The 24607-nt window shown below is 60.3% G+C and carries 15 protein-coding genes; 12 read left to right on the top strand and 3 right to left on the bottom strand.

All coding sequences use genetic code 11. The features are described 5' to 3' along the window. The first annotated feature begins 95 nt into the window (after window positions 1-95). On the top strand, window positions 96-1142 hold the full coding sequence (locus tag QWJ46_RS06820; RefSeq protein WP_302750271.1) for a glycosyltransferase: 1047 nt from the start codon (window positions 96-98) through the stop codon (window positions 1140-1142). Between the two features lie 158 nt (window positions 1143-1300). Here the strand turns inward: QWJ46_RS06820 and QWJ46_RS06815 are convergent, their stop codons facing one another. Further along, window positions 1301-2056, bottom strand: a complete 756-nt coding sequence (locus QWJ46_RS06815) for a response regulator transcription factor (RefSeq protein WP_064801485.1) — start codon at window positions 2054-2056, stop codon at window positions 1301-1303. A gap of 556 nt (window positions 2057-2612) precedes the next feature. Here QWJ46_RS06815 and QWJ46_RS06810 point away from each other — a divergent pair. The 6 genes from QWJ46_RS06810 to QWJ46_RS06785 are packed head-to-tail and all read left to right on the top strand — an operon-like array spanning window position 2613 to window position 8144. Beyond that, the gene (locus QWJ46_RS06810) at window positions 2613-3119 is read left to right on the top strand and encodes an acyltransferase (protein ID WP_302750009.1); all 507 of its coding nucleotides are present in this window, start codon (window positions 2613-2615) and stop codon (window positions 3117-3119) included. Further along, on the top strand, window positions 3116-4153 hold the full coding sequence (locus tag QWJ46_RS06805; RefSeq protein WP_184453373.1) for a Gfo/Idh/MocA family protein: 1038 nt from the start codon (window positions 3116-3118) through the stop codon (window positions 4151-4153). Before QWJ46_RS06810 ends, QWJ46_RS06805 begins: the two co-directional genes overlap by 4 nt. Next, complete coding sequence (locus QWJ46_RS06800; protein ID WP_302750006.1) at window positions 4150-5253, top strand: DegT/DnrJ/EryC1/StrS aminotransferase family protein; 1104 nt, start codon at window positions 4150-4152, stop codon at window positions 5251-5253. The genes QWJ46_RS06805 and QWJ46_RS06800 overlap by 4 nt, the downstream gene beginning before the upstream one ends. Further along, on the top strand, window positions 5243-5959 hold the full coding sequence (locus tag QWJ46_RS06795; protein WP_302750004.1) for a DapH/DapD/GlmU-related protein: 717 nt from the start codon (window positions 5243-5245) through the stop codon (window positions 5957-5959). Before QWJ46_RS06800 ends, QWJ46_RS06795 begins: the two co-directional genes overlap by 11 nt. Continuing rightward, entirely contained in the window at window positions 5956-6930 is a 975-nt protein-coding gene (locus QWJ46_RS06790; protein ID WP_302750002.1) for an NAD-dependent epimerase/dehydratase family protein, read from the top strand. The genes QWJ46_RS06795 and QWJ46_RS06790 overlap by 4 nt, the downstream gene beginning before the upstream one ends. Next, window positions 6927-8144: a DegT/DnrJ/EryC1/StrS aminotransferase family protein gene (locus QWJ46_RS06785; RefSeq protein WP_302750001.1), complete on the top strand. Its 1218-nt coding sequence runs from the start codon at window positions 6927-6929 to the stop codon at window positions 8142-8144. Before QWJ46_RS06790 ends, QWJ46_RS06785 begins: the two co-directional genes overlap by 4 nt. A 191-nt stretch (window positions 8145-8335) precedes the next feature. Here QWJ46_RS06785 and QWJ46_RS06780 read toward each other — a convergent pair whose 3' ends face one another. Together QWJ46_RS06780 and QWJ46_RS06775 are read right to left on the bottom strand one after the other, a co-directional pair. Then, window positions 8336-9841 carry an O-antigen translocase gene (locus QWJ46_RS06780; protein ID WP_302750000.1) on the bottom strand — a complete coding sequence of 502 codons (1506 nt, stop codon included), beginning with the start codon at window positions 9839-9841 and terminating at the stop codon, window positions 8336-8338. 19 nt (window positions 9842-9860) lie between these two features. After that, window positions 9861-11177 carry a polysaccharide biosynthesis/export family protein gene (locus QWJ46_RS06775; RefSeq protein WP_302749999.1) on the bottom strand — a complete coding sequence of 439 codons (1317 nt, stop codon included), beginning with the start codon at window positions 11175-11177 and terminating at the stop codon, window positions 9861-9863. A gap of 626 nt (window positions 11178-11803) precedes the next feature. Between QWJ46_RS06775 and QWJ46_RS06770 the strand changes: the two genes are divergently transcribed. The 5 genes from QWJ46_RS06770 (at window position 11804) to QWJ46_RS06745 (ending at window position 24596) form a co-directional block, all read left to right on the top strand. Beyond that, window positions 11804-16945 carry a DUF4082 domain-containing protein gene (locus tag QWJ46_RS06770; RefSeq protein WP_302749998.1) on the top strand — a complete coding sequence of 1714 codons (5142 nt, stop codon included), beginning with the start codon at window positions 11804-11806 and terminating at the stop codon, window positions 16943-16945. 101 nt (window positions 16946-17046) lie between these two features. Continuing rightward, entirely contained in the window at window positions 17047-18228 is a 1182-nt protein-coding gene (locus tag QWJ46_RS06765; protein WP_302749997.1) for a GTP-binding protein, read from the top strand. A gap of 209 nt (window positions 18229-18437) precedes the next feature. Further along, the gene (locus QWJ46_RS06755) at window positions 18438-22958 is read left to right on the top strand and encodes a DUF4082 domain-containing protein (RefSeq protein WP_368046078.1); all 4521 of its coding nucleotides are present in this window, start codon (window positions 18438-18440) and stop codon (window positions 22956-22958) included. An 18-nt stretch (window positions 22959-22976) separates the two neighbouring features. Then, window positions 22977-24215 (top strand): GTP-binding protein, encoded by a 1239-nt coding sequence (locus QWJ46_RS06750; protein WP_302749993.1) that lies wholly within the window; start codon window positions 22977-22979, stop codon window positions 24213-24215. Window positions 24216-24287: 72 nt separating this feature from the next. After that, window positions 24288-24596: a hypothetical protein gene (locus QWJ46_RS06745; protein WP_302749992.1), complete on the top strand. Its 309-nt coding sequence runs from the start codon at window positions 24288-24290 to the stop codon at window positions 24594-24596. The last annotated feature ends 11 nt before the right edge of the window (window positions 24597-24607 follow it).

Raw genomic sequence — 24607 nt, 5'->3', positions numbered from 1 at the left:
CGAGCGGGAAACTAAGGCCACCTAACAACAAGACGATGCCGCGGGCGGAAGATCTGTCGAACCAAGCGTGGCGCTGTGCCAGCGGAGGAATAAGTTTGCAACGTGTTGATGTCGTCATTCCCTGCTATAACTACGCTCATTTCCTGCAGGAGTCTGTTGAGAGCGTCCTTTCACAAGCAGGCGTCGATGTGCGCGTGCTTATTCTGGATGACTGCTCGCCGGACAATACACCGGAAGTCGGAAAGGCGCTGGCGTCCCGGGATGACCGGGTCACTTATCGGCGGCACACGACAAACATGGGCCACATCGCCACCTACAATGAGGGAATCGATTGGGCCGGCGGTGACTTATTCCTGCTTCTTTCTGCGGATGATTATCTTTTGCCGGGCTCGCTGGGCCGCGCGGCGGAACTGATGCGCACTTATCCGAATGTGGGGATGGCGTTCGGGGACGCGCTCATAGCTGAGCCGGACGGTAATACGAGCCGCGCTGATCCTCTCGGCGACAATAACATGCGTCCCATGCAGGTCTTGTCCGGTCCGCAATTCATTCGGTTGAGTGGGGCAAGCAATCTCGTTCCAACGCCGACGGCTGTCGTGAGGACGGCGCTGCAAAAGCAGGTTGGCGGCTATCGTAAGGAGCTACCGCATGCCGGCGATATGGAAATGTGGCTGCGGCTCGCATCACATGCTGATGTAGGCTTCATCAAAGAGGATCAAGCAGTATATCGCCGACATGCTTCGAATATGTCACTGCAATACTATGGAGAAAACATTCTTTCCGACCTTCTGCAAAGAAAAAAGGCTTTTGATGCCCTGTTTAGCCAAGCGACAGATGGCCTCAAAAAGGATCAGATGCTGAGACGCTTTCTTGCCAGGGAGCTCGGAAATAAGGCGCTTCAACAGGCTGGCATCGCCTTCAACAACTTCGACCTCGCAACGGCCGCGGCCATTCAGCGTTTTGCCCTGGAGGTCTCTCCTGAGCTGCGAAATTCGTTGCCCTGGTTCAAATTGGTCTGCAAGCAAACGATCGGGCCGAAGTATTGGTACGTCTTGAAGTCCGTCGCGCGACGAGTTGCAGGATGCATGCGCAGGAACCGGGTTAGTTCATCTGCAAGTACGGGAACAACGGTCGGCAGCTGAGCGCTCGATCGCTCTTCACGCCATACGCGACAACCTGCCCGATATCAAAAAGAACCGGTGACGCATTTCGCGCCACCGGGTGATTTGAGCACAAATGTGCTGCAAAATACGAAAAGATTTACCCCAAGAATTATATCAGCGCATCGCCGTATTCACGCTCACGCCGGAACACCACTTTGGAACAAGTCGTTGAGTTTGAAAACAACTTCCGTTCTGTTGGTCGCTTTGACCTTTTTCATGATGTTGCGAACATGCACCTTGACGGTGCTCTCTCGGAGATTGAGCTCGTAGGCGATGATCTTGTTCGCCTTTCCGCGCCGGAGCGCCTCCACCACTTCTGCCTGACGATCGGTGAAGATGCCGGAGAGCGGGCGGGCCGTCGAGTTGCTCGAGTCCAGCAGGTGACGCATGGCGAACAGGGCGCTTGCAGGCACGAATATTCCTCCTGCCACCGACAGCGCGATCAGCTCCATGCAGACGCTGACGCTGACCGAGGCGGGTATGAACCCTTTGGCGCCGTACTCAAGAGCCCTAACGATTTGGCCGAAGTCGTCGCTATCGGCCAATACGATAAGGGGTGTAGACGCGAATTCCGACGAAAGTTTCCGGATTTGCTCCGAAACGGCCGGTTCATCGACCTTCTTGCCGCCGACGTTCAAGAGGATTGCCGCAAGCGGAGCGTATTCGTCGCGCTTCTGCTTCCACTCCTCAATCGATCCAAACGCCAGAATCTGCAAATCCGCCTTTTGGGCAGCCATGCATTGCGCCAGGCATTGACGATCAAGTTCGCGATTATCGAGAATGACGAGCGAATGCGTCTGTCCTGCCGACAGGGCAAGTGTGTGCGCGTTATTAAGGGGAAGAGCTACGTTTTCCTGCCTGAGGTCCAAATTCGGTATAAGTGCTGAATTCACAGCTTCACCCTCCCTCTAACACGTTACGCTTCACTACGACCCGAGTACCGACCCCTCTCAATACGGGGGTTTAGGAAACTCTAAAGTAGGAATCGAATACCACAATTCGCGGAACGTTACAGTAGCTAATATAGGCTAAGTACAGCACAACTTCCATAAATGGCTGGAAATTGGAAGGTAATCATGAGTATAGACTTAGGTCTTACTGGATTCCCCGCAGGATAGTCTCTGTTTTTACATATCAGTTTTATGACAAGCCACTAAATGCATGGAAACAATCGCTGTCTCCAGCGTAGGCCCGCATTGCGCGCGGGAGGTGACCCCAGCCACCAGTGCTGGTCGATAGCGTTAGCCAGGGCGTAAGTCGTCATAAGTAGATACGCCTTTAGGTGAGTGAGCTTAACCGTTTTGTTTCTTTACTCGGATGACGAAAACAATTCTCTTTGAAGTGTAGGGAAATATTTGTCCTGTTGGTTTGAAACCTTGGACGCAATCGCCCGATTGTTTGTTTCAACTGAAAATCGGGCCCTGTCAGGAGTAGTAGGGGTTTTCAGGGATGATTGCATCAGATGTCAAGCTGGGTGACGGCAGCGTCATTCACCATCGAGATCTCGTGAATCTGTATGGCTGCACGATCGGCGCAGGAACGCGCATCGGCACCTTTGTCGAAATCCAGAAGAATGTCGTGGTCGGGAGAGACTGCAAGATTTCCAGCCATTCCTTCCTCTGTGAGGGCGTGACGCTGGAAGACGGCGTGTTCATCGGCCACGGGGTCATGTTTACGAACGACACCTACCCGCGCGCCGTTAACCCGGACGGCAGCCTCCAAACGGAGACCGACTGGATACTCATCCCCACTTTGGTCAAGCGCCACGCTTCGATCGGCAGCAATGCCACCATTCTGCCTGGCGTGACCATCGGAGAGGCCGCGCAGGTCGGCGCCGGAGCGGTTGTAACAAAGGACGTGCCTGACGGCGCCATCGTCGCGGGCGTTCCGGCTCGGGTGATCGGCCGCGTCAATGACGGACCGGTGGATATGTTTGCGTTGGGAGAAATGGAATGATCGGTATCGCTGTTGTCGGATATGGGTATTGGGGTCCGAATCTGGTTCGTAACATCTCGGAAGCGGCCGGCGCCCACCTTGTTTCAGTCTGTGATCTCAATGTCGAACGGTTGGGAGCCGTCAAAAGCCGGTACCCCGCAACAACGGTCACCGACAATTTCGAGGAAGTCTTGCGCGATCCGAGAGTGGATGCGATCGCCATCGCGACGCCGGTCTCGACGCATTTCAAGCTTGCAATGCAGGCGATGATGGCCGGAAAGCATGTCTTCGTCGAAAAGCCGATGGCAGCGACGGCGGAAGAAGCCTCGCGAATGGTCGACGAAGCTGCGCGCCGACGCCTCGTGCTGGCCGTGGATCATACCTTCGTCCACACCGGCGCCGTGCGCAAAATGCGCGAACTGGTCGAAAGCGGCCTTGGCGACATGTATTATTATGACTCGGTTCGGGTCAATCTCGGGCTCTTCCAGCATGATGTCAGCGTCATCTGGGACCTCGCCGTGCACGACCTTTCCATCCTGGACCACGTCCTGCAGGAAAAACCGGTGGCTGTCTCTGCGACGGGCATGAGCCACGTGCTCGGCGAGCCGGAGAACATCGCCTATCTGACGCTCTTTTTCGAGAGCAAGCTCATCGCGCACATCCACGTCAATTGGCTGGCGCCGGTCAAGGTGCGCCGCACGCTGATCGGCGGCAGCAACAAGATGATCGTCTATGACGATCTCGAGCCCAGCGAAAAGATCAAGGTCTATGACAAGGGCATCACCATGTGCCCAAATTCCGATGCGTATGGCGAGAAGGTGCATCAGATGCTGGTCGGCTACCGCAGCGGCGATATGTGGGCGCCCAAGCTCGATATGACCGAGGCATTGAAGCGCGAACTGGATCACTTCGTCGAGTGCATCGAGCAGAATTCCCGCCCCATTACGGACGGGCATGCCGGGTTGCGTGTCGTTCGAGTCCTTGAAGCCGCAAGCCGGTCGCTCGCACAGCGCGGTCGTATCGTCGAGCTCGAAGAGGCGAGGCGCATCGCATGATCCCCTTTCTGGACCTCAGAGCACAATATCAATCGATCAAGAGCGAAATCGACGCCGCCGTGCTCGGCGTGCTCGCCTCTGGGCAATACATACTGGGCGAGGAAGTCATCCGCCTCGAGCAGGAATTCGCGGATTATTGCAATGTCAAACACGCGATCGCCGTCAACACCGGGACGAGTGCCCTGCATCTGTCCTTGCTTGCGGCGGGCATTGGTCCCGGCGATGAAGTCATCACCGTGCCGTTCACCTTTGTCGCGACCGTGTCGGCGATCTGCTATACCGGCGCAACACCCGTATTCGTCGATGTCGAGCCGGTGACGCTGACCATGGATCCGGCTCAGCTCGAGGCGAAGATCACCTCCCGGACCAAGGCCATCATCCCCGTCCATCTCTACGGTCAGATGGCGGACATGGATGGCATCATGGCAGTCGCTGATCACCACCAGATTCCGGTCATCGAGGACGCCTGCCAGGCACATGGCGCCCGGTATAAGGGCGCGCGCGCCGGCAGCATCGGCGCATCTGGCTGCTTCAGCTTCTATCCGGGCAAGAACCTCGGCGCCTGCGGCGAGGGCGGGATCGCCGTCACGAACAGCGATGAGCAGGCCAAGACAATGCGCATGCTGCGGGATTGGGGTCAGGAGCAGCGCTATCACCATCTGCTGAAGGGCTTCAACTATCGCATGGACGCCATCCAGGGAGCCATTCTGCGCGTCAAGCTCCGGCATCTCGAAGCCTGGACCGAAGCCCGTCGTTCGCATGGCCGCCGCTACTCCTCCCTGCTTGCAGGATCGCCGCATTTGCGAACGCCTGTCGAAGTGCCGGAGCGGCGGCATGTCTACCATGTCTACGCCATCAGAAGCCACGATCGCGATGGCCTGCAACGCGTGCTCACAGCAGAGGGCATTCCATCCGGTCTGCACTACCCTATTCCCGTTCATTTGCAGAAGGCCCATGCCGACCTCGGTTACCAAGCCGGCGACTTCCCGGTGTCGGAAGCCGCCGCACGCGAGGTTCTCTCCTTGCCGATCTATCCTGAAATGCCCGTACAGCACGTCGATCAGGTCGCGGCTGCGCTGGAGTATGCCTATGTCAGCTAGTCCACGCGAGGCTCGCGTCGTGCAGGCCGTCCACGGCCGCGGCCAGAAGCCGGCAGATCCAGCCTATCAGGCGGGGCTCGCCGAAGAACTCAGGCAATCATATGGGCGCGCCGGCCTGATCGAACTCTACGGCCGCTTCGCGACAGGCGACGGCGTCGTCGACGCGCTGATGCGCAAAGCCATCTGGCAGGCTATCACACGGAGTTGCGGCGAAGGTCTGCAGGTCGCAAGCGGCGCCGGTTTCAAACATCCGGAAACGTTCGAAATCGGCAATGGCGTGTTCATCGGCGCTCAGGCCTACATCCAGGGACGCTACGATGGCACTTGCGTCATCGGCGACAATGTCTGGATCGGCCCGATGGCCTATTTCGACGCGCGCGACCTGGTGATCGAGGATTCTGTCGGATGGGGGCCGGGCGCCAAGGTGCTTGGCTCGACCCACACCGCACTGCCGATAGACGTGCCGATCATCCGTACGGATCTTGAAATCAAGCCGGTACGCATCTGTGCAGAGGCCGATATCGGAACGAATGCGACCATTCTTCCCGGCGTGACCATCGGGAAGGGGGCGATCGTTGGAGCCGGAGCAGTCGTCGTTTCCGACGTCGAGCCGTTCTCGGTCGCCGCCGGTGTACCGGCGAAATTCATACGTCGGCGTTCGGAGAATGATCCGATGACGAACATGTCGCGTGAGGGAAGATCATGAGAAACAAACGAGTGCTCATAACCGGCGGTGCCGGTCTGATCGGTTCGCATATTGCCGATCTTGTCGCATTGGAGAAACCTCGCGAGATCATCGTCCTCGACAATTTCGTGCGTGGGCGCCGGGACAATCTCAGCACGGCAATATCAAGCGGCTCCGTCAACATCATCGAGGGCGATATCCGCGACAGGGCACTTCTGGCGAAAACCTTCGACGGCGTCGACATCGTCTTTCACCAGGCTGCGATCCGCATCACGCAATGCGCGGAAGAACCGCGGCTCGCCTTCGATGTTCTGGCCGAGGGCACGTTCAACGTCCTCGAAGCTGCGGTCAAGGCTGGCGTGTCGAAGGTCGTTGCTGCTTCCTCCGCCTCCGTGCTGGGGCTTGCCGAAAGCTTCCCCACGACCGAGCAGCATCATCCCTACAATAACCGGACGATCTACGGCGCGGCCAAGACCTTCAACGAGGGTCTATTGCGCAGTTTCGCGGAAATGTATGGCCTGCGCTATGTGGCGCTGCGCTATTTCAACGTCTACGGGCCGAGAATGGACGTTTACGGCGCCTATACGGAAGTTCTGATCCGCTGGATGGAACGCCTGGCAGCCGGAATGCCGCCGCTCGTCTATGGAGACGGCAGCCAGACGATGGACTTCGTCGATGCACGCGATATCGCGCGGGCAAACATGCTGGCGGCAAAGAGCGACGTTACGGACGAGGTGTTCAACGTCGCGAGCGGCAGGGAAATAAGCCTGCTGGAACTCGCGCAGATGCTGAGCGACATCATGGGATCCTCACTCGAGCCGCAGCACAAAGAGGCGCGCGCCGTCAACGGCGTCACCCGTCGTCTTGCCGATATCAGCAAGGCCGAAAGGCTCCTGGGCTTCAAGGCGGAAATCTCGATGGAGCAGGGGCTTCGTGACCTTGTCGAGTGGTGGCAGTCGAAGACTGCTTCGGCAGGAGGCCAGGCAGCATGAGCCCGTTGTCATCGACGATTCCCGTCGCCAAACCCGTTCTCGGAGAGGAAGAGGCTGAGGCCACGCGCCGCGTTATCCTGTCGGGGTGGGTGACGCAAGGGCCGGAAGTCGCGGCATTTGAGAAGGAATTCGCAGCCTTCGTCGGCTCCGAGCACGCTTGTGCCGTTTCCAACTGCACAACCGCGCTTCATCTCGCCTTGATGGCGGTCGGCATCCGTGCCGGCGATGAAGTCATTACTGTCAGCCATTCGTTCATCGCCACCGCGAACGCCGTTCGATACTGCGATGCGGTGCCCGTCTTCGTCGATATCGAGCCGGATGGCTATAATATCGACCCCGGCTTGATCGAAACGGCAATCACGCCCCGCACCAAGGCAATCCTGTGCGTGCATCAGCTCGGCATGCCCTGCGATCTCCGTTCGATCGTGGAGATCGGCAAGCGCCATTCGATACCGGTTATCGAAGATGCGGCCTGTGCGACGGGAAGCGAAATCCTTTGGGACGGGCGTTGGGAAAAGATCGGCAAGCCGCATGGCGACATTGCCTGCTTCTCCTTCCATCCCCGAAAGGTCGTCACGACGGGTGATGGCGGCATGCTGACGACTGTGAATCCGGAATATGACCGAAAATTCCGGCTGTGGCGCCAGCATGGCATGAGCGTCACCGACGCTGTCCGCCACGGCTCGAAACAGGTGATTTTCGAGGACTATGATGAACTGGGCTACAACTATCGCATGACCGACCTCCAGGCCGCGGTCGGACGGGTACAGCTCCGCCGGCTGCCGGAGCTGGTTGCAGAGCGAAGGCGGATTGCCGCTCAATATTGCGAGCGCCTCTCGACGATCGCCGGCCTAACGCTGCCGATGGAGCCTGATTGGGCCCGCAGCAACTGGCAGAGCTTCTGTGTGAGATTACCTGATGTCGTCGACCAACGGGCAGTCATGCAGGTACTGCTCGATCAAGGGATATCGACCAGGCGCGGCGTGATGAATATTCATCTGGAAGGAGCCTATTCCGGCCAGAGCGTCCATCGAGCCGCCACTGACCTGGCGCGAAGCGTGTCAGCGCAACAGCAAACGATAATCCTGCCGCTCTTCGCCCAGATGACGGACCTCGACATCGTCAGGGTTGTTGAGGCACTTCGCGCAGCCCTTGAGGAGGCGACCGTCGGAGCCGCCGGCGTCCAACGTGCCATGGATATCGCTGTCGCCTGAACGCCATCTTCTGATACGTCAATTTGCATAACAAACAATGCGCGGATCTGAGGATGCGCGCATTGTTCGTTAGAACACCAGGAAAGTGCGAAGCGGTTTTCCCAGGCAAAGCGCGAAGCGCTTTTGCGGGGAATTGCGGTAAATACAAAAGCTTAGAATCGTCCTACGTTTCCGTGAAGAGCTGAATCGCTCTAGGCTGACTTCGTGATCCATCCGCGAATCATGGCCGGCACGGACTCCGGCGGAAGCAGGTCGACCAGCATGCGCAGTGAATACAACCCACAGACAAGGACGGCGACGAAGCCGATCACCGTCGCCGGCCACAGCGGCAAAATCGAGAACATCAGGAATACCAGTCCCGATGCAGGCAAGAAAAGCAACGCGTGTCGGCGATTGGCGGCGGACCAGCGAAAACCGGTCAATTTGCGGACGATCACATAGATCAGGATGGCGTGCCAGACATACAGGCCAAAAAATGCCATGCCGGCTCCTTGGGTACCGAGCAGCGATACCAGGAGCCAGGCAAGCCCAACATGCACGACTGCAGCCGCAACCTCAGTCCAGAAGAAAATCGCCTGGGTGTTCTTCGCCACGACGATGAAACCCATCGGCCAGGAAATAATGCGCAGCATCATGCCGAGACAGATCCAGCGCAGAAGTTCGACTGCACCGTGGAATTCTGCCGAATAGAACAGGCTCATCATGAGCGGCGCCAGCGTCAGCGTGCCGAGCAGGCCGGGGCCGGCGAGCAGCATGCTGGCTTCGGCCTGTTCGTTGACGAGCCGGTTGCATTCGACATCGTTGTCGATCATTGCAGTCAGGCGAGGATAGAAATCCGTCCCCATGGCCTGCAGGATGAAGCCGGCGTAGAGACCGCCGAGACCCCAGGCAGCTTGATACAATCCCGCCGCCATGACGCCGCCTTCCTTCAGCACGATGATGCGGATGGCATAGGCCGCGCCGAAGGTCAGAAGCCCGCTTGCCATAAAGACGAACCCGAGCCGGAGCAGAGCCGACACCTGCCGGCTGAACTGGCGCACCGACATCGGGTATGGATTTGGAAAGATCCGCCGGCTGTACCACCACGTCGGAACGATTGAGGCAGCTGCAATGACCACAAGCGACGGTGCGATCGCCTGCACCCCGAAGAGATAGATCAAAGGGATACTCACCGCTGTACCGAAGAGCCCGGCAAGCACGTTGATGCGGGCAAGATCCGCGATTCCGCGCATACCCTGAATCAATGCGCCTTGCCCCGCAGACACCAGCCGGAAGAAAACGGCGAGCGACAGCAGCACAATGCCCCCGACGTGCTGGTAATCACCGAAGGTGAAACTTGAGACAGGATACGCCAGTGCGGCAAGAAGGAGCGCCCCAAAGAGCGCCAGCACCACTGATATGCGTCTCAGTACGGTCGCCGATTGGGCAATCCTGGTTGTATCGCCGGTGCCGGCTGCCTCAGCGACCTGACGCACGCCACTGCCGCCGACGCCCAGACCAGCGAGGGACTGCGCCATATCCACGATCGAGCTGTAAAGGCCTATCAGCCCGATGCCTTCCGGCCCGAGCAGGACGGCCATGGCTTTGTTTCTGACGATGCTGAGCGCGACGTTGACGAGCGAAGAGCCGCCCATCAGCATCGTCGATTTGAGGATCTGGGTATAGGTCTGGCTTGGTGGGATCATTCTGAAAGTCATCGAAAGCCCCAGCCCGTCATCATCGGCTTACCTGACTGACATTCGCCCCTGTCTGGACAGGCAGCGCAGCGGCGTCTTCGGATGACGCATCGGCGGTGCGTACCCGAGTCACCTTGACCACGTCGCCCGGTGCCAGCTCCGTCATTTCGGAAGCCTGGAACTGACTGACCTCACCCTTTTCCCGCCGGCTCACGATGAACGTCAGCGGAAGTTCTTCATCGTAATTCTTCACGCTGGCGCCGCTCGCCAGTTCTTCGACAAGCAGCTGTTGCGTGGTGTCACGCTTCAATTTGAGCTGATCGAGGTTGGCCTTTTCCGCCTGTAGCTCGGTAGCGAGCTCGTTGCGGCGAGTGTCGGAGAGGCCCTCGAGACTGCGCGTCGTCTCGTTGATTGCCTGGCGTCCCCGCATGATGGCAGTCACGAGATCGAGCCGATCCGAACGATAGGTGGTGAGCAATCGTTCCAGATCCATCTGACGTGAGCTGATCGACAGGCCCTTCTGGACCAACGTCTTCACGCTCGTCAGTTGTTCCTCCACCGACTGGATATTGTCATCCGAGCCTTTCAGCTTTTCTTCCAGCGTTTCGATTTCCGCAGTCAAGAGATTACGCAATTCGACGAGCGCTACCGACTGTCTGTCCAGCGCGCTTGCACGGGCCTGAAAAATGACCCGCTCCTCCTCGTAGATACTCTCGGCATATTGCCGATCGGCGGCGGACGGCTGATCGAAGACTATCTCCTTCGCACCGGCCATCTCCGCCTGCAGCCGCGCGAGCTTTGCCGAACTGCGCAGCAGCGAGTGGTCAATGTCCCGCAAATCGCCGGCAAGCCTGATCGCCTGCGATTGCTGCTGCGCCGCCGCCCGCAACGGGCCGCCGCTCATGGCGAGGGATTGCAAGACGCTGAGGCCGGAGCGAAACTTGTATTCTCCCGGCGCCATCACGTCTCCCACCACGTAAATGGAGGAATAGTCCAGAACGTCGATGGTCACTGCAGGTGCCTGGGTCAGACCCATTTTCGCCTGAAGGCGCTTGGCAATCTCGATGGTAAGGCCCTCATTGTCGAGATTGGCGACCGCCAGCGACCCCAAAAAGGGCAGGGAAATTATGCCTGAATCCGAAACAGTGTATTCCCCACTGATCCCATCCAACCGATCAAACTGACCCTTGGACGGTATCCATTGCACGACGCTCAGTCGGATTTTCGTTTGTGGAGCGAAGAACGCGCTGTCGGCGAGAGCCGGCGACACCGCTCCGGCAAGAAATGCGAGTGCACCGATGACAAACGTCGTGCGAAAGAGCAGCTGAGGGATGCGGTGCGATGAATTCATATACATATCTCGCCTGCGAAGCATCCTTGAACGGATGCTGATCCAATGCCTTCACGCCGTTCGACCGCCGGCCGGCAGGTCCGAAGCCGCATCGTTAGTGTGCCGTCTGGCGAAGGCTTGAGGAAGGTGAAGGTCGTTTGCTTTGCCTCATCACTATTGATGAGATGGGGTGGGTGCCTCAGTCTAAATCGAGCAGGAGCGTATATCTCAGAGAGGGATCATCCTGAAAAATCACCGAGATCATGCACGCGGGAATAGGTGCGCTCGCAGTGAAGGACCGCGATCGCATAGGCGTGCCGGATCGAAGGCGCCCCGATGCAGACGGCCTTTGCATCGCTTGGTCGACCCGGTCCGTTGCTTCCTGCTTGGGCGTTTCCAGCGTCAGTGCCGCCAAGTGGCGATGGTGGACTAAGCCGCCGCCGCGGCTTGAGCCCCTGCACCGGACGCGGCGCAGCTTCACGGCCCGTCGCACCCGTCACTAGTTCATACAACACGGCTGTTGCCCAAAGGATGGCGCCCGTAGAGCGAAAGGCGTAGGATATACTCGCTTATTTTTCGACTATACTTCCCAGAGTCGTGTCAAACGATCCTCATAGATTTGATCCTGATAAATATAGCGAGAGGTACCCGCCATGTATCGCAACGCTCGCCGGTGGATTTCGCACTCACTTCTGGTGGATTCGTTGGTGCCCCGATGGTTGACCGTCGGCGGAAAAGAAAGATCGCGCAAACCTGCCGAAAAACATAAGGATAGTGCTCAACTTGCGGCATCTGTGCAAACCGCCGATGGACACAAGCAGGGCACCCTTGTCGACGATCCCTATAAGGATGCGGCCCTCAACGAGCATGATGGCGGGCAGAGAGCGCACGTGAACGGCGACGCGGTCAACAGCCTCGAAGAGCGGCCGTTGCCTGACACTTTCGCAACGCCTGGCGAAATGGGAATTCGAAGCGGCGATGTGGCCGCGCTGTCGGCGCTTAAGCCGGATTTTGCACGTTTCCAATGGCACGCGGATGGAGTTGCGTTCGGGGCCGCATCGTCCCTTCAGCGCACCGATACCGCAATGAGCTCCATGGGCGACGATCCTCTGGCTCCCTATCTGCCGCAAAGCCCCGCACCGACAGCTTCGGGGCGTGGGGCTCCTAAGGTGGCGGCCGGGCATGCTCATTCGGGCAAGGTCGTCATTCTCGAATCGAGCCCGTCAGGCCAGGCGACTGCGCACGACGCCGGCGCGAATTCGCTGGCCTTCGGCATGCCCTTTGGCGTGTGCGGGTGCGGCTATTTTACCTCCCCCACGCGGATTCTCGATTGGGCCCATGGCGGCGCCCTGCTTCAACAGGACGGTCAATTGCCGGGGACCAGGCTGACCGAAGGGCCGGATTATGTGGCGACGATCAAGCAGGCCATCGGCGCCTCGGTCAGCGATCCGCTTCTCGATCGTGACTTGTCCCCACTCTCGGGCTGGACCGGCACTGCAACATGGTCGGACGCGGCGCTCACCAATGGAACTCTGCCAGGCGGGGGAGAGACGGGAACGGGAACAAAATCCAAGGATATCGGTATCCTGTCCGGCTCTGTGACGAAGCCACCTAAGCCTTCCACGCAGGGGTCTTCGACGACGCAGAGTCTGGCGGCTGCGGCGGCGGTCAGCAACGCGATCGTGCTGGAAAACCAGAAGCAGGGCAATCCGGAGAGCGAGTGGGGCATCGACGGTGCCGGCAGCTCCAACATCGAAGGGTTTGCGACCGATATCAGCGTCGATAATGGCAAGACGATCAGCTTCAAGATCAATACCAATTCCACCAACTACCGGATCGATATCTATCGGCTCGGCTATTATGGCGGCATGGGGGCGCGCAAGGTCGCGACCATGCAGCACACAGGATTGCAGACCCAACCTAGTCCGTTGCGCAATGCGACGACCGGCACGGTGGACGCCGGTAACTGGGCCGTCTCGGCGTCCTGGACCGTTCCGGATGATGCCGTTTCAGGCGTCTATATCGCCAAGCTCGTCCGTCAGGATGGCACCTCCGGCGAAAATCACATCCCGTTCATCGTGCGCGACGACGACAGCCACAGCGACGTTGTCTTCCAGACCGCGGATGAGACCTGGCAAGCTTACAATGGTTGGGGTGGCGCAAACCTCTATGGCGGCAACGGTCCGGCGACAGGGCAGGGTGCCGGTCGCGCCTATGCCGTTAGCTACAACAGGCCGATCGCGACTCGCGGCGGGGTCGGCACTTACGCCGGTCCCCAGGACTATCTGTTCGGTGCTGAATATGCGGGCATCTACTGGCTGGAACAGAACGGCTATGACGTCTCCTACCTGTCGGGTGTCGACGCCGACCGCTATGGCAGCCTCTTGCTCAATCACAAGACCTATGTCGATGCCGGGCATGACGAATACTGGTCGGGACAGCAGAGAACCAATGTCGAGGCCGCGCGCGATGCGGGCGTCAACCTGATGTTCTGGAGCGGTAACGAGGTCTATTGGCGAACTCGCTGGGGCAACGCCTATAGCGCCGACGGCACGCCTTACCGCACCCTGATCACCTACAAGGAGACATGGGCGGGCGGCGATATCGATCCTTCCGACCAATGGACAGGCACCTTCCGCGATCCACGCTTCAGCCCACCTGCCATTGGCGGCGGCAATCCGGAGAATTCGCTGACCGGCCAGCTGTTCAAGGTCGACGATGTCGGCAGCAATCTCGGCGCGATCACCGTTGGCTATGATGACGCTAATTTGCGCTTCTGGCGCAATACGAGCGTTGCCAATCTTCAGCCGGGGCAGACGGCGACGCTCACCAAAAACTATCTCGGTTACGAGTGGGACGAAGCGCCCGACAACGGCTTCGATCCGGCTGGCCTGGTGAAGCTGTCGTCGACGACGCTTCCAGTCAGCAGCTATTTGCTCGATTACGGAAACACGACCGGCAATGCGACGGCGACCCACAATCTGACGCTCTATCGCGCCCCCAGCGGCGCGCTGGTGTTCGGCGCCGGCACCGTCTACTGGACATGGGGGCTCAGCGACAATCACGACCTCACGGCGACCCGGACGGACTCGCGCGTACAGCAGGCAATGGTCAATTTGCTTGCTGACATGGGCATTCAGCCTGGAACGCTACAGTCCGGGCTCACCGCCGCGACCGCTTCGTTGGACCACACTGCGCCGACATCGGTCATCACGGTGCCCGCAACGGCGACCGTTGGATCCACCGTGACGATTACCGGCACCGCTGCCGACACCGGAGGCGGGGTCATCGCCGCGGTCGAGGTTTCGACCGACAACGGGGCGAGCTGGCATCCGGCGACGGGCGATGAGAACTGGACTTATACCTGGCAGCCGCAAACCACGGGCACCTATACCATCCGGTCTCGCGCAGTCGATGATAACGTCAACCTGGAAACACCCTCGGCGGGACGAACGGTCACCGTCAGCGGGCCGAGTTACACCTCTCTCTTCGGTTCGGGGACACCAGCGGTCGTCAACACCAACGATACCTCGGCGGTTGAACTCGGCTTCAAATTCCAGACGTCCGTGGCAGGTACGGTCAGCGGCATTCGTTTTTATAAGGGCAGTCTTGATACCGGCACGCATACCGGTTCACTATGGTCAAGTACCGGCACGCGGATTGCGACCCTCACCTTCACGAACGAGACTGCCAGCGGCTGGCAGACCGCCTATTTCACCAGTCCGGTATCGCTGACGGTCGGACAAACCTACACTGCATCTTACCATACCAATACCGGTCACTATTCCTCGACGACCGGCTACTTCACCTCAAATGTAACCAGCGGTCCGCTCACGGCGCCGGCCAGCGGCAACGGCGTCTATGCCTATGGCAGCAACAGCCTGTTCCCAACGAGCACCTTCCAGTCGACGAACTATTGGGTCGATGTGATGTTTACGACGTCGAGCTCGAATACGACGCCCACGGCGGTTGCCGACACAGGGGATGCGACGGAGAAGGGCGGCGTTGCCAATGGTTCGGGCGGGGTGGTTGCGAGCGGCAACGTGCTGACCAACGACACCGATCCGGATACCGGTGACACCAAGACCGTCACGGCAGTTCGTTTCGGGGCGACGTCAGGCACGCTCGGCTCGGCGCTGAACGGCACCTATGGCAGTCTCGTGCTCAATGCATCGGGTACCTATAGCTATGCGGTCAACGAGAACAATGCGACCGTCCAGGCGCTGCGACAGTCGACCAACACGCTGAGCGATGTCTTCAGCTACACGATGCGCGACAGCGCCGGCGCCACTGCCACGGCGAACCTGACGATCACCATCCATGGCGCCAACGATGCACCGGTGCTGGCCGTCCAGACGACCACCCAGAATGCCACCGTCGGCTCTGCCTTCTCCTTCACGCTGCCGACGACCACCTTCACCGATGTCGACAGCGGCGACACGCTCGCCTATGCGGCAACGTCCGCCGATGGCACGGCCCTGCCTTCCTGGCTAACCTTCAACGCCTCGACACGCACCTTCTCCGGCACGCCGACGACGTCAGGCACTTACGGCGTCAAGGTCACGGCAACCGATCTCGGCAGCCTTGCCGCCAACGAGACCTTCAATATCGCCGTGTCGACATCAGGCAACACGACGCCCACGGCGGTTGCCGACACAGGGGATGCGACGGAGAAGGGCGGCGTTGCCAATGGTTCGGGCGGGGTGGTTGCGAGCGGCAACGTGCTGACCAACGACACCGATCCGGATACCGGTGACACCAAGACCGTCACGGCAGTTCGTTTCGGGGCGACGTCAGGCACGCTCGGCTCGGCGCTGAACGGCACCTATGGCAGTCTCGTGCTCAATGCATCGGGTACCTATAGCTATGCGGTCAACGAGAACAATGCGACCGTCCAGGCGCTGCGACAGTCGACCAACACGCTGAGCGATGTCTTCAGCTACACGATGCGCGACAGCGCCGGCGCCACTGCCACGGCGAACCTGACGATCACCATCCATGGCGCCAACGATGCACCGGTGCTGGCCGTCCAGACGACCACCCAGAATGCCACCGTCGGCTCTGCCTTCTCCTTCACGCTGCCGACGACCACCTTCACCGATGTCGACAGCGGCGACACGCTCGCCTATGCGGCAACGTCCGCCGATGGCACGGCCCTGCCTTCCTGGCTAACCTTCAACGCCTCGACACGCACCTTCTCCGGCACGCCGACGACAACTGGCACTTACGGCGTCAAGGTGACGGCAACCGATCTCGGCAGCCTTGCGGCCAACGAGACCTTCAATATCGCCGTGTCGACGGCGCCGACGACCTACAGCCTGTTCTCTGCTTCCAGCACGCCGAGCCGGACCTTCAACGATGGTCAGCAGCTCGAACTTGGCGTCAAGTTCACGTCGAACGTTGCCGGAGATGTCACCGGCATCAGATTCTATCGCAGCGCCAATGACAACGGCCAGAATGTCGTCGACCTTTGGACCACGACAGGCACCAAGCTTGCCACCGCCACCTTCACCACCACCACCGCGAGCGGCTGGCAGACGGTGAACTTCACAAACCCAGTCACCATCGCCGCCAATACCACCTATGTCGCCTCCTATCACACGACCGGCGCTTACGTGGCGACCAGCAATTTCTTTACGGCCGCCGTCACCAACGGTCCGTTGACGGCGCCGGCCAGCGGCAATGGCGTCTATGCCTATGGCGGTTCCGCCACCGCAGGTCTTTTCCCGACCAACAGCTACAATTCAACCAATTACTACGCCGACGTCGTCTTCCGGCCGCAACTGGTCGCGTGATGCAAGGGATAAGGTTAGGATCTGTTTCGAATGAGGCTAACACGACGCAAATGCGGATCGCAGAAAGGGACGCGGCCTCCGCTCCCATTCAAGCGACAGCGATGAACAATGGCCGGCTCCCGGTGACAGTGCTCGCCGGCTTTCTCGGCGCCGGCAAGACGACGCTTCTGAGCCACGTGCTGACCAATCGTCAGGGCCTCAGGGTCGCCGTCATCGTCAACGATATGAGTGAAGTGAACATAGACGCCAGTCTCATTCGAGACGGCGGCTGCAACCTGTCGCATACGACGGAGGCATTGGTTGAGCTCAGCAATGGCTGCATATGCTGTACCCTGCGCGATGACCTCCTGACGGAAGTACGGCGACTGGCCGAAGAGGGGCGATACGACTATCTGCTGATAGAGGGGACGGGCATTGCCGAGCCGCGCCCCATCGCTGCCACCTTTTCCTTCCGCGACGAGAACGGCGTTTCGCTCTCCGATTTTGCCAAACTTGACACCATGGTGACTGTCGTGGACGCCGCAAGCCTTTTGGCTGATTACAGCAGCGCCGATCTGCTTCGCGATCGCGGCATGCAGCGGGACGGCGAGGACCGGCGGACACTCATCGACCTGTTGGTGGACCAGATCGAGTTTGCCGACGTTGTCGTGATCAACAAGATCTCGGACGCGACCGAGGAAATTCGCGCGGAAGTTCGCAAGACGGTGGCTGCACTCAACCCGGATGCGCACCAGGTGGAGACGGACTTCGGCAAGGTTTCGCTTGCAACCATTCTCAGTACGGGCCTCTTCGACGAAGCAAAAGCCGCCGCTCACCCGTTATGGCACAAGGAACTGTACAGCCCGGGTGATCATGTTCCGGAGACGGAGGAATATGGGATATCGAGCTTTGCCTATCGCACCAGGCGCCCCTTCGACCCGACGCGGTTTCGGGCATTCCTGGACGAGCCCTGGCCGGGGGTCATCCGCGCCAAAGGTCATTTCTGGCTGGCCACGCGACCGCGTCACGTCGGTCTGATGTCGGCGGCCGGAGCGCAACGACGCTGTGAACCCATGGGGCTCTGGTGGGCGGCCGTTCCGCGGCAGGAATGGCCGAGCCATCAGCAGTTTCGTCAGCATCTCGAGCGCCGATGGGACAGCGCCTGGGGCGATCGTCGGCAGGAACTCGTGTTCATTGGTGTCGATATGGACGAGACAGGCATCCGCAGCGCGTTGGACGACTGCCTGGCCAGTTCGGATCCGCGGGACTGGTCGGCTCTCGAAGATCCGTTTCCGGCCTGGTAGCACGGGGCGGCGCCGGAGTTTGCCGGCTCGACCAGCCGGACCGGCAAAACAAGACTGACCGGCTTCCTCTTACACAGCGTCCGCGGCTTAGCGGAAGCACCAGACAGCTCCAGAACCGGATATGCGGTGAGGATCATCATATCGGCGTATGGAGTACCACCCACATACCCAAGATTGCTGTCGTACGTTCCGCTCCGAAAGCTGGCAGGATGAAGCCATTCAATGCTGGTCGACGGGAAATGGGGACGCCGCTCTTGCTGAGATTTCATGTGAGGAATCGCAAATACTTGACTGCTGCCGGCGGCAAGCCGTGCATCAGTCACGCAACCTCGGCCTGGGCCGCACTGCTTGGAACTCCGACCGTAGTCTCTTCGAGCACTCAGGATTCTTCCGGCTTTGCCAATCAAGGCAGCGCAAGCGTTCAATCCTCCTTCATCGGCACGGTTACATCTTCCTTGATATCATCAGGCGACATGCAGTCGTCGCCTGCATCGTCGACGCCGATGCCAGCGCCTGCCGCCGATGGTGGCACGCAGGACACATCCACGAAGACGGCGTCGGCTGCGACGGTCTTCGACACGACCTCCTCGACATCGCAAGACACCGTACTTGCCCCGGATCCGTACGAAGAGGCTGCGACACTGCCCGCCGCTCCCGCACTGACGGGTATTACCAGCGATGCCGACACCGGAAGCGCCACGACGGCGGCGCCGGTGACGTCTTCCAGCAGTCTCGACACGACTTCGTTGCGCCTGCAGGCCTCGATAGCATCCCTCTCGGTGGAACCCAGCCAGGACGTTTCGGCTGAGACGACCGCGGTCTCAGCGCTGGCCGCACCGGCGGCGGCGCCGGCTGCGGTGACGCTCAACAAGATCGCACTGGAAAATCTGAAACAGGGCAACCCGATCAGCGAGTGGGGCCTGGAAGGCGACGGCAAGGGCACCATTCAGGGCTTCGCCACCGAAATCAGCACGAATATCGGCCAGACCGTCGATTTCAAGATCGCCACCGATTCCACGCATTACCGCATCGATATCTACCGGATGGGTTATTACGGCGGGGCCGGTGCGCGCAAGGTCGGCTCGATCGAGCAACAGCTGACCACGGCGCAGATCCAGCCGCATCCGATCGTCGACATGTCGCTCGGTCTCATCGACTGCGGCAACTGGTCGGTCTCGGCGAGCTGGCAGATTCCGACCGATGCGGTCTCCGGCGTCTATTTCGCCAAGCTGGTGCGCGAGGACGGCACCGAGGATGCCAGCATCATCCCCTTCGTCGTGCGCGACGATTCCTCGCACAGCAATATCGTCTTCCAGACCTCGGACACGACCTGGCAGGCTTATAATGCCTGGGGCGGCGCCAGCCTCTATTACGGCGATGTCCCCGTCGATCCCGCTGACATGATCGGCTACCTGCCGCCGAACTGCAGCTGCGGCCTGACCGCGATCGGTCGCGCCTCGGCGATCAGCTATAACAGGCCGATCATCACCAATACGAGCCCGGTCGGCGGCTCGCACGATTTCATCTTTGGCGTGGAGCATTCAGCCATCCAGTGGCTGGAGCAGAACGGCTACGACGTTTCCTATATTTCCGGCGTCGATGCGACGCGCAGCGGCAATCTGCTGCTCAACCATCAGGCCTTCCTTTCGGTCGGCCATGACGAATACTGGTCGGCCGAGCAGCGCACCAATGTGGAGGCCGCGCGCGATGCCGGCGTGAACCTCGCCTTCTGGAGTGGCAACGAAGTCTACTGGAAGGTTCGCTGGGAAAGCAGTATCGACGGCAGCGGCCAGGCCTACCGCACCGTGGTCTGCTACAAGGAGACCTACGGCACGAGCACGGACCCGAGCAGTATCGGCACCGGCACTTGGCGCGATCCGCGTTACGCCGATCCGGGGCAGGAGCCGGAAAATTCGCTGACGGGCACGATGTTCCAGGTGGACGGCTACCGCCAGGATACGATCTCCATCCCCTACGACTATTCGAACCTTCGCTTCTGGCGCAATACCGATGTGGCAGATCTGCAGCCGGGCGAGACCTACAATCTGGTGCAGAACCTGCTCGGCTATGAATGGGACTCGGATGTCGAGAATGGATTCCGTCCGGCTGGACTGATCGACCTGTCGCTCTCCTCGGTCGCGGTCAACACCTATCTCCGCGATTACGGCTCGACGATCGGCGACGCGGTGGCGACCCACAGCCTGACCATGTACCGGGCGGCAAGCGGCGCACTCGTCTTCGGCGCCGGCACCGTCTTCTGGTCCTGGGGGCTGAACGATCAGCATCAGGGGCCGGCAACGTCAACCGATCGCAACGTGCAGCAGGCGATGGTGAACATGTTCGCGGACATGGGCATCCAGCCGACGACGCTCGATGCGAGCCTGATCCTCGCGACCCAATCGACCGACATGCTGAAGCCCACCTCGTCGATTACCTCGCCCATATCAGGCGCAAGCTTCCTCGAAGGGCAGCATGTGACGATATCAGGAACGGCGCAGGATTTCGGCGGCGGCATCATTGCCGGCGTCGAGGTCTCCACCGATGGCGGCCAGCACTGGTTCAAGGCCACGGGCCGCGAGAACTGGAGCTATAACTGGGTCGTCCAGGCGAGCGGCACCTATACGATCCTGTCACGCGCCGTCGACGACAGCGTCAATCTGGAGGCGCCATCGGCCGGCAAGCAGGTCACCGTCACGCTGCCGGGCACGCAGGGCCTGTGGACGCTGGCGGAAAAGCCCGCGACCGAAGTAGCGGTCGATCGCGATTCAGTCGAGCTCGGCCTGCGCTTCCAAGCGACGACGGCAGGCTCGGTAGAGGGCATCCGCTTCTACAAGGGCTTCTATAACATCGGCGAACACGTCGTCAGCCTCTGGAGCAGCACCGGAACGCTGCTGGCGACCGGCGTAGCGACAGGGGAATCGCTCTCAGGGTGGCAGACGGTGATGTTCTCCAGCCCGATCCAGATCGCGGCCGGCACGACCTATGTGGCCTCCTATCACAGCAATGGCTACTACTCGCTCACCCAGAACTATTTCAACGAGCCCTATGCCAGCGGCCAGCTGAAGGCCGTCGATGGCGGCGGCGTCTTCGCCTACGGCACGACGCCCAGCACATTCCCCGGCCAGAATCCGGGCGGCAGCAATTACTGGGTGGATGTGGTCTTCGATGCCGGCCCCAACAGCCAGCCGGTCGCGACCGACGACAGCGGGCTGATCATCGGCCACAACGGAACGCTTGTTATCTCCATTTCCTCGCTCCTGGCAAACGATACCGATCCCAATGGCGATGCGATGACCATCACGGCCGTCGGCAATGCCGTCAACGGCACGGTCGCTCTCAACAAGCAGACCGGCACCATCACCTTCACGCCGGCCAACGATTATTCAGGCCCGGCGAGCTTCACCTATACGCTGTCGGACGGACGCGGCGGCACGGATCAAGGCAATGTCAGTCTGACCGTTCAGACGGGTTCGGCTGGCGAGACACTGTTTACGGCAAGTGAGGGACCGACCGGCGGCAGCTTCAACGACAATACCGCGTTGGAACTCGGCATGAAGTTCGTGGCTTCCTCGACCGGCACCATCTCGGGCATCCGCTATTACAAGGCTGCCGGTGATACCAGTGTGCATACCGGCTCCATCTGGAGGGCCGACGGCACGCTCGTCGCCACGGTCACCTTCACCAACGAGTCGCTTTCCGGCTGGCAGACCGCGAACTTCGCTACGCCGCTGCAGATCACGGCGGGTGCGACCTATGTCGCCTCCTACCACACGACCGGCACCTATGTGGCGACCTCGAACTATTTCAACACGGCGCATACCAATGGCTCGCTGACGGCGCTTGCAGGCAGCAATGGCGTCTACGCGGTCGGATCGGGCTCGACCTTCCCGACGTCGAGCTACCAGTCGACGAATTACTGGGTCGATGTCGTCTTCAATCAGTCGACGGGCAATACGGTGCCGGTGGCCGCCAATGACAACGGTTATACGACCTATACCAATACGGCTCTGTCGATCGCCGCTGCAAACCTGCTGGCAAATGACAGCGACGCCGATGGCAACCCGCTTGTCATCACCGGCGTCAGCGGCGCGGTCAACGGTTCGGTGTCATACAACAGCCAGACGCAGACCGTCACCTTCACACCGACGGCAGGATATACCGGGCCGGCGAGCTTCAGCTATTCCATCGCCGACGGTCAGGGCGGCACGGCATCGGCCCAGGTTGCGCTTACCGTCAACGCCCAGGGGAGCGAGCAGAACCTCTTCAGCGCCAATGAAACGCCTGCAATCGTCTCCGTGAACGACAATCACCCGGTCAATCTCGGCATGAAATTTCAGGCGGACACGGCAGGCTGGGTCACGGGCATCCGCTTCTATAAGGGCGCCGACAATACCGGCCCGCATAACGGTTACCTCTGGACCGCCTCGGGCACGCTGCTTGCCAGCATCACCTTCAGCAACGAAACAGCAAGCGGCTGGCAGACTGCCACGCTCACCCAGCAGGTCGCTGTCGCAGCGGATACGACCTACGTCGTTTCGTACAGCACGAACGGCAACTACTCGGCGACGGGCAATTATTTCAGCACCGAGAAGACGAGCGGCGACCTCAGGGCGCTCAGCGGTGACAACGGCATCTACGCCTATGGATCGAGCGGGTTGTTCCCGACGAGCAGTTACAACAGCACAAACTACTATGTGGACGTGGCGTTCAAACCGCAGCTCGCGGCGTAAAGGCGAGCGGGGGTATCGATGACGGGTGCAGACAATCGACTTCCGGTGACGGTCCTGGCGGGGTTTCTCGGCGCCGGCAAGACGACGGTCCTCAATCATGTCCTGAACAATCGCGAGGGACGCCGGATCGCCGTGATCGTCAACGACATGAGCGAGGTGAACATCGATGCCGATCTCGTCCGTGACGGCGGCGCCAACCTCTCGAGGACCGACGAAACCCTGGTCGAGCTTAGCAACGGCTGCATCTGCTGCACATTGCGCGACGATCTCCTGAGCGAGGTCCGCCGGCTCGCCTCCGCCGGCCGTTTCGACTATCTGCTGATCGAGGGCACGGGGATCGCCGAGCCCCTGCCGATAGCGGCGACCTTCTCCTTCCGCGACGAGAGCGGAGCAGCCCTTTGCGACGTGGCGCGGCTCGACACCATGGTCTGCGTCGTCGACGCGGTCAATCTGCTTGTCGATTACCGGAGCGACGAGTTCCTGGCCGATCGCGGCGAAAGGCGTGACAGGGACGATGAGCGCAAGCTCGTGGAACTGCTCGTCGAGCAAATCGAATTTTCTGATGTCGTCATCATCAACAAGGCGGGCGACGTGCCCTCGACCGACCTTGCCGAGGTTCGCCGGGTCGTCGCAGCACTCAATCCGGATGCCCGCGTCATCGAGGCGGTCTTCGGCCAGGTGCCCCTCGGCGCGATCCTGGATACCGGCTTTTTCAGCGAAGCCAAGGCCGCCCGCCATCCGCTCTGGCACAAGGAGCTTTACGGCTGGGGCGATCATGTGCCGGAGACAGAGGAATACGGCATTTCAAGCTTCGTCTATCGCAATCGCCGGCCTTTCGATCCGGCACGGCTCAGCCGCATGCTCGAGCAGCCACTGCCCGGCATCATCAGAGCGAAAGGTCATTTCTGGCTGGCGACCCGGCCGGACGAGATCGGCCTACTGTCGATTGCCGGCATGCAATGCCGCATCGGTACCAGGGGTTTCTGGTGGGCCTCGGTGCCGCGCGCGCACTGGCCGCGCCATCCGCAATTCCGCCAGTTGCTCGACCGGCATTGGGACGATGTCTGGGGCGACCGCCGCCAGGAGCTGGTCTTCATCGGCTCCGGCTCCGGCTTCGATGAGGGCGCCATCCGCACCGCGCTCGACGATTGCCTGACCGGGGAGGAGACGGGTTTCGATCCGCAGACCGCCGTCGGCCTTCGCGATCCGTTTCCGGCATGGCGGCACGATACGCACGCATCGGACCGAAAAGTGTGAAGCGGTTTTCGGATATCCGATGCGTCGACTCAAAGGTGAACAGGTTTTGATTATCAACCAGAGGAGAGAACAATGAGCAGCGAACTTTATGCAGACGGTATCGGCGAAATCACCGTCACGGGAACGATCGTGCGCATCGACCTGATGTCGCTCTCGGCCACCGATCGCGACGCCAACAACAATCCGAAGCCGGTTTTCCGCCAGCGCATCATCATGCCTGTCGACGCCTTCGCCAATGCGGTCGACCTCATGCAGAAGGCGCTTGGCGGCTTGGTGGAGGCGGGCGCGGTTCGTCGCATCGGTGACATGTCGGCTGCAGCCGCCACCGATATCCAGTCGGTGCAGGGCGGCGGTTCGAACGCCTCGCCGAATTTCAACTGACAACGGGACAG

Origin of the sequence: Rhizobium sp. CBN3 (assembly GCF_030518245.1) — a bacterium.
GTDB classification, from domain to species: Bacteria; Pseudomonadota; Alphaproteobacteria; order Rhizobiales; family Rhizobiaceae; genus Rhizobium; species Rhizobium aethiopicum_A.
The sequence above is the reverse complement of the archived record's forward strand: the minus strand, read 5'-3'. Positions and strand labels throughout refer to the sequence as shown.

Bases quoted from the DNA above. Each gene is read 5' to 3' on its own strand.
- QWJ46_RS06810 (WP_302750009.1), top strand. From the start codon at position 2,613: ATGATTGCATCAGATGTCAAGCTGGGTGACGGCAGCGTCATTCACCAT.
- QWJ46_RS06805 (WP_184453373.1), top strand. From the start codon at position 3,116: ATGATCGGTATCGCTGTTGTCGGATATGGGTATTGGGGTCCGAATCTG.
- QWJ46_RS06800 (WP_302750006.1), top strand. From the start codon at position 4,150: ATGATCCCCTTTCTGGACCTCAGAGCACAATATCAATCGATCAAGAGC.
- QWJ46_RS06795 (WP_302750004.1), top strand. From the start codon at position 5,243: ATGTCAGCTAGTCCACGCGAGGCTCGCGTCGTGCAGGCCGTCCACGGC.
- QWJ46_RS06790 (WP_302750002.1), top strand. From the start codon at position 5,956: ATGAGAAACAAACGAGTGCTCATAACCGGCGGTGCCGGTCTGATCGGT.
- QWJ46_RS06785 (WP_302750001.1), top strand. From the start codon at position 6,927: ATGAGCCCGTTGTCATCGACGATTCCCGTCGCCAAACCCGTTCTCGGA.
- QWJ46_RS06780 (WP_302750000.1), bottom strand. From the start codon at position 9,841: ATGACTTTCAGAATGATCCCACCAAGCCAGACCTATACCCAGATCCTC.
- QWJ46_RS06775 (WP_302749999.1), bottom strand. From the start codon at position 11,177: ATGTATATGAATTCATCGCACCGCATCCCTCAGCTGCTCTTTCGCACG.
- QWJ46_RS06770 (WP_302749998.1), top strand. From the start codon at position 11,804: ATGTATCGCAACGCTCGCCGGTGGATTTCGCACTCACTTCTGGTGGAT.
- QWJ46_RS06765 (WP_302749997.1), top strand. From the start codon at position 17,047: ATGAACAATGGCCGGCTCCCGGTGACAGTGCTCGCCGGCTTTCTCGGC.
- QWJ46_RS06755 (WP_368046078.1), top strand. From the start codon at position 18,438: ATGAAGCCATTCAATGCTGGTCGACGGGAAATGGGGACGCCGCTCTTG.
- QWJ46_RS06750 (WP_302749993.1), top strand. From the start codon at position 22,977: ATGACGGGTGCAGACAATCGACTTCCGGTGACGGTCCTGGCGGGGTTT.
- QWJ46_RS06745 (WP_302749992.1), top strand. From the start codon at position 24,288: ATGAGCAGCGAACTTTATGCAGACGGTATCGGCGAAATCACCGTCACG.